Below are 12,872 nucleotides of genomic sequence, written 5' to 3' on the forward strand. Positions count from 1 at the left end.
AACGGCGGCACCGGAAAATGAGAGGCAGCCGGGGCCGCCCGCCCGTAGCGTGCGCTCACATGACCGTCATCGTGCGCGATCTGCGCCCCGGTGCGCCTGCCGACGTCGAGGGCTTCATCCGGGTCCGGCACCTCGTCCTGCCCTATGTGTTCTTCAGCCCGGCGTCCGTGCTGCACAGCCTCTCCCTGTCCCACCCCGGCGCTCACGCCCGCAAGCTGGTGGCCGTCGAGGACGGCGAGATCGTCGGCACGGCCGAGGTGAGCCTCGCCCATGACAGCCCGGAGCCCGGCCAGGGCTCCCTGAACGTGTACGTTGACCCGGCGCGCACCGGGCGCGGCGCGGGCGCCGCGCTGGTCCGCGCGAGCGAGGAGCAGTTGGCGGCGCACGGGGCGACGAAGCTGTTCTCCTGGGTGCTGGACGAGCCGGGCAACCGGGCCTTCGCCGAGCGCCACGGCTACCGGCCGAGCCGCTCCGCGCACTTCCTCCGGCTGGACCTGGCCCGGACTCCGCTGCCGCCGCTCCCGGACCCGCCGCCCGGCGTCGAGCTGCGGACGGCCGCCGACTTCGCCGAGGACCCTCGCCCGCTGTTCGCCCTGGACGCGGAGGCCGGCTCCGACGAACCGAGCGACATCGACACCGAGTTCACGGACTACGCGGCCTGGGTCGACGAGTACTGGAAGCACCCCCACCTGGACCTGGAGCTGACCTCGGTCGCCGTGGCCGACGGCCGCCCCGTCGCCTTCAGCGTGGCCCACACCGGCGACGCCAACCGGTACGCCACGGGCATGACCGGCACCGCCCGGAGCCACCGCGGCCGGGGCCTGGCCAAGCTGGTCAAGAACGACTCCCTGCACCGCGCCCGCGCCAAGGGGTACACGCAGGCGTACACGGCCAACGACGCGGGCAACGGCCCGATGCTCGCGATCAACCGCTGGTTCGGGTACGAGATCTGTGCGACGGAGGTGCGGCATGTCCGCGAACTCGGCTGAGTCGACGCGTTCGGTGGAGGTCGTCCTGGTCAAGGGCGGCCGGACGAAAATCCGTTACGCGGCCGAACTGCTGTCCGACGACGGCGTCCGGATCGCGGTGCGCGCCCCCTGGGCAGGTGACGGCGTACGCGACTTCGGCTTCGTGCGGTTCGAGGCCGGCGACGTCTTCACCGAGTACTACTGGCGCGACCGCTGGTACGCCGTGAAGGAGGTCCGCGACGCGACGGGCGCGCTGAAGGGCTGGTACTGCGACGTCACCCGCCCCGCCACACGGTCCGGCGCCGAACTCGTCGTCGAGGATCTCGACCTGGACCTGTGGCGTTCCGCCGACGGGACGGACGTACGGCGGCTGGACGAGGACGAGTTCGAGGAGAGCGGACTGGCGCGGCGGGACCCGGAGGCAGCCGCCGCCGCGCTGACCGCCCTCGACGAGCTGGAGGCGTTCGCCACCGTCGAGGGCGGCCTGGAGTCGCTGCTGGCGTGACAGGTCCGGGCGAGGGACCCGAGTGAAAGGCCAGGGCGAGAGGCCAAGGCGAGGGGCTTTCACACCGTGGCCACCACGGCGTACCGCTCGTCGTCCACCGCCCCGCCCCACAGCCCGGCCTCCTGCGACAGCGGCTCCACGCGCGTGTGCACGGTCACCGGGGCCAGCAGGGCGGTGAGCCGGTCCGCCGGTATGCCGACCGGGGCGACGGTCCCCCACACGCCCTCGACCAGCACGAGCCGCCCGCCCGGGCGCAGCAGCCCGCGCCAGTGCCGCAGGACGCGGGCGGGGTCGGGCAGGGTCCACAGCACATGCCGTACGAGCAGGGCGTCGAAGCGCTCCTCCCCGACCGGGGGCGCCGCCGCGTCGCCGAGGAGGAACACCGCGTCCCGTCCGGCGAGTTTGGCGCGGGCCAGGTCGATCATGGCCGGGGACAGGTCGACGCCCGTCACCCGATGTCCCTGTTCGGCGGCGAGGAGCGACAGGCTGCCGGTGCCGCAGCCGAGGTCGAGCACGTCACAGCCGCGCTCCGGGAGCCAGGTCCGCAGCCGCCGGGCCCAGGCCGCGCGCACTTCGGGGTCGCGCAGACCGTGGTCCGGCTCCTCGTCGAAGGCGGCGGCCGCCGCGTCCCAGTCGACACTCGGCGGATTCGGTTCGTCACCGTTTTTCATCATGTGCCCAAGAGTGACACCCACCACTGACACTCGAATCGTGACAGCCGCCACTGACAGACCGGGGGGCGATGAGGAAGTCTCCCCCAAAGGGTCTATCTCCGTGGGATCGCGGAAACAGGTAGTTCCTGTAAGGAGGCAGCCATGCGCCGTACGACCGTGCAGAAGCCCCTGAAGAAGACGGACTCCCGCCGCATCCGCGAGGAGGCCGAGGAACGGCCCGCCGGGCGCCCCGAGGTGCGCAAGGACATCGCCCGCACCTGGTGGCCGGACGGCTGAGGACAGCCCCGCCCGGCCCCGCCCGGCCCCGTCCGGCCCCGCCCCCCGATCCCGCCACAGCAGGCCGGATCTTCTCGTTCGGCATGCCTGGAGGCCGGCTACCTGATCCCAGGCTCAGCGGTTCCTTAAGGCGACCCTAAAGATCGCCGACGGCCTCCCCCAGCAGGCGATTTCGCGGTTTCTTGGTTCCGGCACACCTCAGCGTGGCGACACTCCGGGGCCTGACCGGCGGCTCAGGTCGGACAGGCCCCGGCGGGACGACCGCAGCGGGTCAGCTCAGGGCGGAGGCGCAGGTGGTGGCGGTGGCGTGGGCCGGGTCGAGCGCGTTGGCCACCTCGTGGAAGGCGATCCGGTCGAACAGCCCGATCGCCACGTGCTCGGAGAAGTCCAGCGGGCACAGGTCCTGGAGCAGGACGTTGCGCACGTCGGAGCCGCTCAGATACTGGCTGCGCCAGGGGGTGACCACCTCGTCGTACTTGGTGGCGATGACGGTGTAGCGGACGCCGGGGACGGTGTCGCCGCCCGCGTTGAGCTTGGTGAGGAAGGCCGACCCGGCGATCTGGTCGGCGAGGCCGGGGGTGGCCGTCGAGAGCAGGTCCTCGGCGCCGGGGAAGTACGGCAGCAGGTTGGCGAGTCCGCTCAGCGTGGTGCCGTGGTTGTCGGGGGCGATACCGACCAGCGCGTTGACCTTGGCGGCTCCGCCGAGGAACTTCAGGTAGTAGCGCGGCATCATGCCGCCCTGCGAGTGGCCGACGAGGTCGGCCTCGGCGGCGCCGGTCGCGGCGAGCACCTTGTCGACGAAAGTGGAGAGCTGCCCGGCCGACTTGTCGATGGGGCCGAGGCCGTTGAAGAGCGGGACGCCCGGCAACTGGCCGTAGTCGACGGAGAAGACGCAGTATCCACGGACCGTCAGATAGGGGGCGAGGGCCAGCCAGTTGTCGATCGAGTTCCCGAAGGTGCCGTGCACGAGCACGACGGGGCGGGGGTGGGCGGCGGAGGGCTTGCAGCCGTAGTCGTTCCAGCCGCTCGACGAGGCGGCGGTGGCGGCAACCGTGGGGTGGGCGGCGGTCTCGGCGTGGGCGGCGGTGGCCGCCGTGGCGGCCAGCAGCAGTGCGGCGAGTGGTCCGAGCACGCGCTTCCAGGGCAGCATCGTGTGATCTCCTTGCGGCTCAAGGGAGGTGCGATGGCCTTACGCCCTGTGATCCGGATCACGAGGATGCTGTTCACTCGTCAAGTTACGGATGAGTAGGTGAAGTGTGAAGTTACGCGTCAGTAAAAAATTCCGGTGATGGTCAGCGGCATCAGTGGTGTCAGTGATAGCGGACGGCAGTCGGAGTCACTGACATTCCGTCACCAGGCAGGCCTGATGGGACCGTAGGGCGCAATACGCGCCAATTGGTCGCACAACACGCGCACTTCACCCTCGCCCAGCACATCGGCCCATGCCCGCACCGCCTCGGCGGCCGCCTCCTCCGCCGCCCGGGTGCACTCCCGGCCCCGCTCGGTGAGCACGATCAGCCGGGCCCGCGCATCGTCGGGATGCGGACGGCGCTCGACGTACCCCTTGCGCACGAGCTCCTCGACGAGCTGGCTCGCCGCCTGCTTGGTCACCCCGAGATGGACGCCGAGCTCACCGACCGTCGCACCGCCCGGGGTGAGCCGGGCGAAGGCGAAGCCGTAGGCGGGCCGCCCCTCGAATCCACGGGCGACGACCCCGTCGTTGATGCGCTGGGTGAGCTCGCCCGCGGCGGCGAGCAGGGCGGCGGACAGGGCCAGGGCCTCGGAGTTCTGCACGTCCGCATTGAAACACCTTGACGGAACGGTCAAGCAGCTTGACCATGGAGATATAGTCAATCTGCTTGACTATATGCCCGTTCCGGAACCGCCTGCCAGGAGGCCCCATGCCCGTCGTCCGCTCGTCGGAGGCCGTCACCCATGAGATCCACGGCGCCCGCTTCGTCCTGTACGCCAACCCCCGCACCGGCAGCAAGGAGCTGTGCGCCTGGCGGGGTGAGATTCCCGCGGGGACGAAAGGCCCCGCGCACACCGTCAACCGGGAGGAGATCTTCCATCTGCTCGTCGGCGAGCTGATCCTCACGCTCGACGGCAGCGCCGAGCGGATCACCGCCGGCGACACGGTGATCGTCAATCCGGGCGCGACCCTGGCCGTCGAGAACCCGACCGGTCACACCGCGCTCTCCTGGGTCACCACGTCCATCGGCCTGGAGGCGGAACTGGCCGACGGAACCCGGATCACTCCCCCGTGGGCCAACTGAACCGCCCGGATCACGCCGCCAGCGTTCCCGGCTTCACCGCCCCCGGCCCGAACTTCGCCCGCACCCGGTCGGCGACCTCCTCCACGCGCCGGACCTTCTCGTCGACGGGGTCGAAGGTGAGCTGGTACGAGGCCTGTCCGGCGGGGCCCAGGGCCTCCGCGCGCAGCGCGATCGCGCGGACCCGGGCGCGCTGCAGACCGAGCGCCTCGTACAGGCCGTACGCCGTCCTCGTCAGGGCCGCCGAATGCGCGGTCGGCTCCTTGAGGGTGCGGCTGCGGGTGGTGGCCGTGGGGTTTCCCCCGCTCGGACCCGTCCGGGAGCGGGGGAAGCCGGCGTAGCGCACGGTGAGGGTCAGGGCGCCGCACACCGTCTCCAGGGCGCGCAGCCGGGCGCCCAGTTCCTCGGCGGCCGAGAGCAGGGCGCGGCGGTGCCGGTCCGGGTCCACCTCGTCACGTTCGAAGGGGCGTTCGGTGGCCAGCGACCGTGACACGGCGTTCGGCACGACCCGGCCGCGGTCGACGCCGTTCGCCTTCTCGTGCAGTTCCCGGCCCGCCTTGACGCCGATCAGGCGCTGGAGCGTGGACAGGGGCGCGGCGGCGACCCGGCCGAGGGTGTCGAGTCCGTACTCGTCCAGGGCGCGGGCGGTCGCCGTGCCGACACCGGGCAGCGCGACGACGGGCTGTCCGGCGAGGAACTCCCGCACCTCGCCCTCGGGGACCGCGCAGGTCACCCCGGGCCGGGCGGCCCGCAGCGCCATCCGGGCCGACAGCGGGCCGGCGCCGGCGCCGATCACACAGTCGACGCCGTGCAGCGCGAGCGCCCGCACCCGGATCACCGACGCCAGCTCCACCGCGCTGCGCCCGAAGTACCGTTCCGCGCCCCGGAGATCGGCCAGCGCCCCGTCCGGCGGCAACGCCTCGACGACCGGCGTGAACTCCTCCAGCAACCCGAGCAGCGCCGGCAGGGCTGCCCCGGTGCCGGCCCCGGTATCGATATCGGTCTCCGCCGTCCCGGACGTCGAAGGCGACTGGAAACGTACGCAGAGGATGGTCATCCCGCACTCCCCGGACTCTGGTGCCACAACTTCCGTACGTTCGCAGGCCCTTGTGAGGCGTCCTGCCCCGCGGGCCGCAGATCGGCCCACGGATGCAGCTCGTATCCGGTGGGCAACCGAATCCGCCTCCCCCCGGCCGCCTCCCCGCCCCCCGCCCGACCACGGCCCCCGGCCCGATCACGGCTCCCGGCCCGGCCACCGCTCTCCGCCCGGTCGTCGTCGCCGGCCCGATCACCGCTTTCCGACGACCCGCCGCTCCCCGACGAATCACCGTCCCCCTCCGCCACAGGTGCGGGCGCCGTCTCCCCCGTAGCCTCCGCAAGGCGGGTCGCCACCTCGTCGAGGCCGCCCTCGGCGCGCAGTTCGACGAGATCGGCGAGGTTCCAGGCCGCCGCGCCCACCACGCTGAGGCTGCGCGGACCGCGCCGCTGCACCACCCCGCGCACCAGCAGCAGCCAGGAGTGGAAGACGGTGTGGGCGCAGGCGTCGTGGGAGTCGTCGAAGAAGGCGAGGTCGACCAGGCCCGTGCCGTCGTCCAGGGTGCTGAAGATGACCCGTTTGCCGGACCGGACCGGCGGTGTCTGGGTGGCCGCCTTGGCGCCGGCGACCAGCACCGTCTCCCCGTGCCGCGCGTCCCGCAGCCGACGTGCCGAGACCACGCCCAGCTCGTCGAGGAAGGCCCGGTGGTCGTCCATCAGATTGCGCGAGGCGTCCATGGAGAGCACGCCCAGCTCGGCGCTGAGCCGCTCGGCGGAGGACAGGTCCGGCAGTCCGGCGGGCGCCGTCTGCCGTCCGCCCGCCAGGGGGAGTTGGCCGCCGCCCGCGCCCCGCGCGCCCCGGTGCAGCTCGGTCAAGTGCAGTTGGAGATCACGCCGGTTGGCGCCGAAGGCGTCCAACGCGCCGACCTGCGCCAGCCTTTGGGCCAGCGGACGGCTCGGCCGGGCCCGTTCCCAGAAGTCGAGCAGCGAGGCGTACGGCTGCCCGTCCGCGACCCGCGCCGCCTCGGCCTCGCTGATGCCGTGCACGTCGGAGAGGGCCAGCCGCAGCCCCCAGACCCCGGATTCAGACACCAGTTCGATACGGTGGGCGACCCCCGACCGGTTCACATCCAACGGCAGGATCGGCACCCCGCGCCGCCGCGCGTCCGCCAGCAGCAGCCGCTTCGGATACATCCCGGGGTCGTGCGTGAGCAGCCCGGCGTAGAAGGCGGCCGGGTGGTGCGCCTTCAGCCACGCCGACTGGTACGTCGGAACGGCGAAGGCGACCGCGTGCGCCTTGCAGAAGCCGTACGAGCCGAAGGCCTCGACGATCTCCCAGGTCCGCTGAATCGTTTCTGCCCCGTATCCTCTCGCCGCCGCGTGCTGCGCGAACCACACCTTGATCCGCCCCTGCGACTCCGGGTCGGACAGCCCGCGCCGCACCCGGTCCGCCTCGCCGCGTCCGCAGCCGGTCATGATCGCGACGATGTCGATGATCTGCTCGTGGAAGACGACGACCCCGTAGGTGTCCCGCAGCGGTTCCTCCAGGTCCGGGTGCGGATACCGGATCGGCGCCCGCCCGTGCCGCGCCTCGATGAACGGCCGCACCATGTCGGCGGCGACCGGCCCCGGCCGGAACAGGGAGATGTCCACGACCAGGTCGTGGAAGCCGGCCGGCTGCAACCGCCCCACCAGATCGCGCTGGCCGGGCGACTCGATCTGGAAACAGCCCAGCGTCTCGGCCGACCGGATGAGCCCGTACGTCGCCGGGTCGCCGCCCTCGACCGCGTCCAGGTCGATCCGCTCGCCCGTCGCCCGCGCCACCTCCGCCACCGCGTGCGCCATCGCCGACTGCATCCGCACCCCCAGCACGTCCAGCTTGAGCAGCCCGAGGTCCTCGACGTCGTCCTTGTCGAACTGGGCCATGGGCAGCCCCTCGCCGCTGGTCGGCATGACCGGCGTACGGGAGAGCAGGGAGGCGTCGGAGAGCAGGACCCCGCACGGGTGCATGGCGACTCCGCGCGGGAGGGCGTCGAGGGCCTCGACCAGCTCCCACAGCCGTCCGTACCGCTCCTTCTCCCCTGCCAGCGCGCGCAGTTCGGGCAGTTCCGCCAGGGCCGCGCGGGCATCGCGGGCCCGGATGTGCGGGAAGGACTTGGCGACGCGGTCGATCTCGGCGGGGTCCATGGACAGGGCCGCGCCGACGTCCCGGACGGCATGGCGGACGCGGTACGTCTCCGGCATCGCGACCGTCGCGACCCGCTCGGCGCCGAAGCGGCCGATGATCGCGCGGTAGACCTCCAGCCGGCGCGCGGACTCCACGTCGATGTCGATGTCGGGCAGCACCACCCGCTCCTTGGACAGGAAGCGCTCCATCAGCAGCCCGTGCTCGACGGGATCGGCGTGGGCGATGCCGAGGAGGTGGTTGACGAGGGACCCCGCGCCCGAGCCGCGCGCGGCGACCCGGATGCCCATGTCCCGTACGTCGTCCACGACCTGAGTGACCGTCAGGAAGTAGGAGGCGAAGCCGTGGTGGGCGATGATGTCGAGTTCGCGGTGCATCCGCTCCCAGTAGTGCCGCGCCCGCGAGGAACGGTCGTAGCCGCGCAGCACCATCCCCGCCGCCGCCCGTGAGGCCAGCGCCCGCTGGGCGGTGCGGCGGCCGGCGCCGACGAGGTGCGGCTCGGGGAAGTGGACGGCGCCCATGCCGAGGTCGTCCTCGGGGTCGACCAGGCATGCGGCGGCGGCCGTCCGGGTCTGCTCCAGCAGATGATGGGCGGCGGCGCGCCGGAAGCCGGCGGCCTCCACGATCCGCTCCGCCGCCCCGAGCATGACGTCCGCGCCCTTGAGCCAGGCCTCGCCCGAGTCCAGTTCCTTGGCCGGGTCGATGGGGACGAGCCGGCGGGCGGCGTCCAGGACGTCCGCGACCGGCCCCTGGCCGGGGTCGGCGTACCGGACGGCGTTGCTGAGCACGGGCCGGATCCGCTGTTCGGCGGCGAAGCCGACGGTACGGGCGGCCAGCCGCAGGGAACCGGGTCCGGTGCCGGAGCGCCCGTGCCAGACGGCCTCCAGCCGCAGGGCGTCGCCGTACACCTCCCGCCAGGGGGCGAGGAGCCGCGCGGCCCGGTCCGGCCGGCCGGCGGCGAGCGCGCGGCCGACGTCGGAGGCGGGGCCGAGCAGGACGGTCAGTCCGTCCCCGTGGTTTCCGGTCCAGGGCAGCACCGGGACGTCCGCCCCGTCCGCGTGCGCGGCCGTGACGATCCGGCACAGGTCGGCCCAGCCCCGGGCGCCGTCGCGGGCGAGGAAGGTGACGCGGGGCGTCGACTCGTCGACGAAGGCGCCGCCGCGCACGGGGGTGCGGCGGCGGTCCCGCCGTACGTCGCTCCCCTCCCGCAGCGGCGCCGCCACCGCCAGGTCCACCCCGAACAGCGGGCGGACGCCCTCCTTCGCGCAGGCCTTGGCGAAGCGGACCGTGCCGGCGAGGGTGTCGCGGTCGGTGAGGGCGAGGGCGTCCATGCCCCGCTCCGAGGCGCGCCCGGCCAGCCGCTCCGGGTGCGAGGCGCCGTAGCGCAGGGAGAACCCGGAGACGGTGTGCAGATGCGTGAACCCTGGCATCCGCACCTCCGATATCGAACATCAGTTCCCAACCTGCTCACCCCCACCATAGACCAAATCCCGAACATATGTACGACACCCGTTCGAACGCCTCCCACCTGCGGAAACGCCCTTCACCGGGACCGTGCGGTACGGGTGGCCGCGGGGGCGTCGGTGGCGGCGGTCGGTGTCATGTCGCGCACGCGTGAGGTCCCGCCCCTCGCGCTCGGGGCGGGACCTCCACAGGTGCCGGGCGGGCGGGGTCAGCCGATCTGCGTCCCCGTGGCCGACAGCGCCTCCGTGACCGGCTGGAAGAACGTCTCCCCGCCGGAGGTGCAGTCGCCGCTGCCGCCCGAGGTCAGGCCGACGGCGCTGCTGCCCGAGAAGAGGGAGCCGCCGCTGTCGCCGGGCTCGGCGCAGACGTCGGTCTGGACGAGACCGCTGACGACGTCTCCGTTGCCGTAGTTCACGGTGGCGTCCAGGCCGGTGACCGTGCCGGAGTGCACCCGGGTGGTCGAGCCGCTGCGGGTGACCTGCATGCCGACGGTGGCCTGCGCGGCGCCGGTGATCGTCTGCGCGGAGCCGTTGTAGAGGTCGACCTCGCTCGGGTGGTCGACGTCGGCGGTGTACTTGACGAGACCGTAGTCGTCGCCCGGGAAGCGGGAGACCTCGTTGGCGCCGATCACGGCGCCGGAGGAGTCCGACCAGGTGGAGACGGCCTCGGTGCAGTGCCCGGCGGTCAGGAAGTACGGCTCGCCGCCCTTGACCACGTTGAAGCCGAGCGAGCAGCGCCCGCCGCCGCCGGTGATGGCGTCGCCGCCGGCGATGAAGGGCTTGAACTCCCCCTTGGTGCGCTGGAGTTCGGCGGTGCCGCCGAGCCCGTCGACGACCTCGGCGAGCTTGGCCCACTCGGCGTCGGAGACGGTGCGGTCGGCGGTGACGACGATCTTGTTGGCCGTCGGGTCGGTCACCCAGGCGGTGCCGGGGATGGCCGCGTCCGCCTTGAGCGTCGCCTGCGCGCCGGTCAGTTCGGCGAGGGAGTTCTCGACGAGTCTGGCCTCGGCCCCGGCCGCCTCGACGGCCTTCGCGGCGGTCTCGTCGAGGACGTTCACCACGAGACTCCTGCTCTTCGCGTCGTAGTACGTGCCCGCCGCGTCGGCGCCGAGATCCGCGCCGAGCGCCGAGGCAAGCCGACCGGCCGCGAGGGCCGAGAGGGTGGTCGGCTGCGGAGCCTTCGCGGACTCGCTGGCGTTCGCGGTCTGAAAGGTGACTCCGGCCGCGACGAGCGCGGCGACGCCCGCGCCCGCCATGACCGCCCGCCGCCTGGGTATACGTCGATGCTTCAACTCGCGTCCTCCTGTGGGGGTCGGCCCGGCGGCCGTGGGGGACCGCGGCAGGCCGGAAGGTGGGGACTTGCCCTGATTGACGGGCGCTCACTCTTCCGAACCGCACAGGGAGCACACAAGGTCGCCTTCAGGAAGCGCACAAGGTAGGCACCGCAAGCCCCCCGCCCCTTCACCCCCTCCCCCACGCCCCCACGCCCCCACGCCCCCACGCCCCCGACCCCTTACCCCCCGCCCACCCCCGACTCCCCCTCCGCCACGGGCGCGGGAGCAGGAGCGGGCGCGGCCACAGACCCGGGGGTAGGGGTGGGCGTGGGGGCCGTCGGGGGTTGTTGGGCTCGTTCCAGGAAGCGTAGTAGTTCCACCGGGAAGGGCAGGACCAGCGTGGAGTTCTTCTCGGCGGCCACCGCCACCACCGTCTGGAGCAGGCGCAGCTGGAGCGCGGCGGGCTGCTCGGACATCTCCTTCGCCGCCTCCGCCAGCTTCTTCGACGCCTGGAGCTCGGCGTCCGCGTTGATGATCCGCGCCCGGCGTTCGCGGTCGGCCTCGGCCTGGCGGGCCATGGACCGCTTCATCGTCTCCGGCAGGGAGACGTCCTTGATCTCGACCCGGTCGATCGTGACGCCCCACTCCACGGCCGGGCTGTCGATCATCAACTCCAGCCCCTGGTTGAGCTTTTCGCGGTCGGACAGCAGATCGTCCAGCTCGCTCTTGCCGATGATGGACCGCAGGGAGGTCTGCGCCATCTGCGAGACGGCGAACCGGTAGTCCTCCACCCGCACCACCGCCTCGGCCGGCGCGGTCACCTTGAAGTAGACGACGGCGTCCACCCGCACGGTGACGTTGTCCCGGGTGATGCCCTCCTGCCCCGGCACCGGCATCGTGACGATCTGCATGTTGACCTTCCGGAGCCGGTCGATGCCCGGAACGATCAGGGTCAGTCCCGGCTCGCGCACCTCGGGCCGGAGTTTCCCGAGCCGGAAGACCACGCCCCGCTCGTACTGTTTGACGACCCGCGCCGCCGCCGTCACATACACCGCCCCGGCGGCCACGAGCGTGACTCCCGCCGCCAACAGTTCCTCGACCATGCCGGCCCCCAAGGGTCCGAAACGCTTGCCGTACCACGACGGTAACTCCGGGTTCCGGGCAAGAGCGAGCCCCCGCACGCCGGTTCGCGCGCGGGGGCTCGTCGTACGTGAACTCGTGGTGCGGGGTCGGGACAGGCTTAGAAGACGCTCACCCCGTACGCGCTCAGGGCCTCGGCCACCGGCTGGAAGAAGGTCGTGCCGCCGGAGGTGCAGTTGCCGCTGCCGCCGGAGGTCAGACCGTAGGCGATGCCGCTGGTCGAGTAGAGCGGACCGCCGGAGTCGCCGCCCTCGGCGCAGACGTTGGTCTGGATCATGCCGTAGACGATGTCGCCGCTGCCGTAGTTCACGGTCGCGTTCAGCGCGGTGACCCGGCCGCTGTGGATGCCGGTGGTCGAGCCGTCACGGTAGACCGTGGTGCCGACGCTGGGCGTGCCCGAGCTGGTGATGTCCGTGTTGCCCGCGCCGCCGGTCTTGGTGACCGAGGTGTTGGTGTAGCGGACCAGCGCGTAGTCGTTGGTCGGGAAGCTGTAGCTGACGTTCGTGCCGAGCGTGGTCGTCTGCCCCGAGTTGGAGTACCAGGTCGACGCGACCTCGCCGCAGTGGCCGGCGGTGAGGAAGTAGTAGGTGCTGCCGCTGACGACGTTGAAGCCGAGCGAGCAACGGTAGCCGCCGCCGTAGATGGCGTCGCCGCCGGTGATCAGCTTGTTGAACTTGCCCGGCGTGTGCTTGATCGTGAGCGCGCCGGCGTTGCCGCCCGCCTGCTCCTTGATCTGCGCGATCTCGGCCTGCGAGACCGTGCTGTCGACGGTGACCACGACGCGGTTGGTCTTGGCGTCGACCGCCCAGGCCGTGCCCGCGATGTCCGCCTGGAGCACCGAGCTGCTGGCGCTCTTCAGCTCGGCGGTGCTGAAGGTGGCGTCGTCCGCCGCGTTCGCGTTGGGGGTCGCGATGGCGGCCGCGGCCACGAGTCCGGTGGCGACCGCGGTCAGCCGCATCCGTCTCGAGACACCGCTCATGGGGGTGGTGGGGGTGGTGCGCTTGATCCTCACGTTTCGTTCCCTCCCAGGGGAAGTCGGGGGCCCGTCGTGTGGGGTCGGGGCCCGTGAGGCGCAGCCA

Annotated in this window: 12 protein-coding genes; 4 read left to right on the forward strand and 8 right to left on the reverse strand. The window is 72.3% G+C overall.

From position 1 onward, the window contains the following. The first annotated feature begins 59 nt into the window (after window positions 1–59). Together ACWCPF_RS23770 and ACWCPF_RS23775 are read left to right on the forward strand one after the other, a co-directional pair. Window positions 60–989 (forward strand): N-acetyltransferase family protein, encoded by a 930-nt coding sequence (locus ACWCPF_RS23770; RefSeq protein WP_451047068.1) that lies wholly within the window; start codon window positions 60–62, stop codon window positions 987–989. After that, on the forward strand, window positions 970–1,473 hold the full coding sequence (locus tag ACWCPF_RS23775; protein WP_451047069.1) for a DUF402 domain-containing protein: 504 nt from the start codon (window positions 970–972) through the stop codon (window positions 1,471–1,473). Before ACWCPF_RS23770 ends, ACWCPF_RS23775 begins: the two co-directional genes overlap by 20 nt. A gap of 59 nt (window positions 1,474–1,532) precedes the next feature. Here ACWCPF_RS23775 and ACWCPF_RS23780 read toward each other — a convergent pair whose 3' ends face one another. Continuing rightward, a complete protein-coding gene (locus tag ACWCPF_RS23780; RefSeq protein ID WP_451047070.1) occupies window positions 1,533–2,147 on the reverse strand; it encodes a class I SAM-dependent methyltransferase in 615 nt (204 codons plus the stop codon). Window positions 2,148–2,288: 141 nt separating this feature from the next. On the opposite strand from ACWCPF_RS23780, the gene ACWCPF_RS23785 reads away from it, so the two are divergent. After that, window positions 2,289–2,423 (forward strand): hypothetical protein, encoded by a 135-nt coding sequence (locus ACWCPF_RS23785; protein WP_328482808.1) that lies wholly within the window; start codon window positions 2,289–2,291, stop codon window positions 2,421–2,423. Between the two features lie 271 nt (window positions 2,424–2,694). On the opposite strand, the gene ACWCPF_RS23790 is transcribed toward ACWCPF_RS23785, so the two are convergent. Together ACWCPF_RS23790 and ACWCPF_RS23795 are read right to left on the reverse strand one after the other, a co-directional pair. Beyond that, a complete protein-coding gene (locus ACWCPF_RS23790) occupies window positions 2,695–3,573 on the reverse strand; it encodes an esterase/lipase family protein (protein WP_451047071.1) in 879 nt (292 codons plus the stop codon). A 200-nt stretch (window positions 3,574–3,773) separates the two neighbouring features. Continuing rightward, on the reverse strand, window positions 3,774–4,217 hold the full coding sequence (locus tag ACWCPF_RS23795) for a MarR family winged helix-turn-helix transcriptional regulator (RefSeq protein WP_451047072.1): 444 nt from the start codon (window positions 4,215–4,217) through the stop codon (window positions 3,774–3,776). 107 nt (window positions 4,218–4,324) lie between these two features. On the opposite strand from ACWCPF_RS23795, the gene ACWCPF_RS23800 reads away from it, so the two are divergent. Then, a complete protein-coding gene (locus ACWCPF_RS23800; protein ID WP_451047073.1) occupies window positions 4,325–4,699 on the forward strand; it encodes a cupin domain-containing protein in 375 nt (124 codons plus the stop codon). 10 nt (window positions 4,700–4,709) lie between these two features. On the opposite strand, the gene ACWCPF_RS23805 is transcribed toward ACWCPF_RS23800, so the two are convergent. From ACWCPF_RS23805 to ACWCPF_RS23825, 5 genes are all read right to left on the reverse strand, one after another. After that, window positions 4,710–5,753 carry a DNA polymerase Y family protein gene (locus ACWCPF_RS23805; RefSeq protein ID WP_451047074.1) on the reverse strand — a complete coding sequence of 348 codons (1,044 nt, stop codon included), beginning with the start codon at window positions 5,751–5,753 and terminating at the stop codon, window positions 4,710–4,712. Next, window positions 5,750–9,346 carry a DNA polymerase III subunit alpha gene (locus tag ACWCPF_RS23810; protein WP_451047075.1) on the reverse strand — a complete coding sequence of 1,199 codons (3,597 nt, stop codon included), beginning with the start codon at window positions 9,344–9,346 and terminating at the stop codon, window positions 5,750–5,752. Before ACWCPF_RS23810 ends, ACWCPF_RS23805 begins: the two co-directional genes overlap by 4 nt. Window positions 9,347–9,588: 242 nt before the next feature. Beyond that, window positions 9,589–10,671 (reverse strand): S1 family peptidase, encoded by a 1,083-nt coding sequence (locus ACWCPF_RS23815; protein ID WP_451047076.1) that lies wholly within the window; start codon window positions 10,669–10,671, stop codon window positions 9,589–9,591. A gap of 221 nt (window positions 10,672–10,892) precedes the next feature. Then, complete coding sequence (locus ACWCPF_RS23820) at window positions 10,893–11,756, reverse strand: slipin family protein (RefSeq protein ID WP_451047077.1); 864 nt, start codon at window positions 11,754–11,756, stop codon at window positions 10,893–10,895. Between the two features lie 137 nt (window positions 11,757–11,893). Further along, entirely contained in the window at window positions 11,894–12,805 is a 912-nt protein-coding gene (locus tag ACWCPF_RS23825) for a S1 family peptidase (RefSeq protein ID WP_451047078.1), read from the reverse strand. Window positions 12,806–12,872: the final 67 nt, after the last annotated feature.

The sequence above is a fragment of the Streptomyces sp. NPDC001858 genome, assembly GCF_053594615.1.

Excerpts from the sequence above, each read along its gene's own strand:
- ACWCPF_RS23770 (WP_451047068.1), top strand. The coding sequence starts at position 60 with ATGACCGTCATCGTGCGCGATCTGCGCCCCGGTGCGCCTGCCGACGTC.
- ACWCPF_RS23775 (WP_451047069.1), top strand. The coding sequence starts at position 970 with ATGTCCGCGAACTCGGCTGAGTCGACGCGTTCGGTGGAGGTCGTCCTG.
- ACWCPF_RS23780 (WP_451047070.1), bottom strand. The coding sequence starts at position 2,147 with ATGATGAAAAACGGTGACGAACCGAATCCGCCGAGTGTCGACTGGGAC.
- ACWCPF_RS23785 (WP_328482808.1), top strand. The coding sequence starts at position 2,289 with ATGCGCCGTACGACCGTGCAGAAGCCCCTGAAGAAGACGGACTCCCGC.
- ACWCPF_RS23790 (WP_451047071.1), bottom strand. The coding sequence starts at position 3,573 with ATGCTGCCCTGGAAGCGCGTGCTCGGACCACTCGCCGCACTGCTGCTG.
- ACWCPF_RS23800 (WP_451047073.1), top strand. The coding sequence starts at position 4,325 with ATGCCCGTCGTCCGCTCGTCGGAGGCCGTCACCCATGAGATCCACGGC.
- ACWCPF_RS23805 (WP_451047074.1), bottom strand. The coding sequence starts at position 5,753 with ATGACCATCCTCTGCGTACGTTTCCAGTCGCCTTCGACGTCCGGGACG.
- ACWCPF_RS23810 (WP_451047075.1), bottom strand. The coding sequence starts at position 9,346 with ATGCCAGGGTTCACGCATCTGCACACCGTCTCCGGGTTCTCCCTGCGC.
- ACWCPF_RS23820 (WP_451047077.1), bottom strand. The coding sequence starts at position 11,756 with ATGGTCGAGGAACTGTTGGCGGCGGGAGTCACGCTCGTGGCCGCCGGG.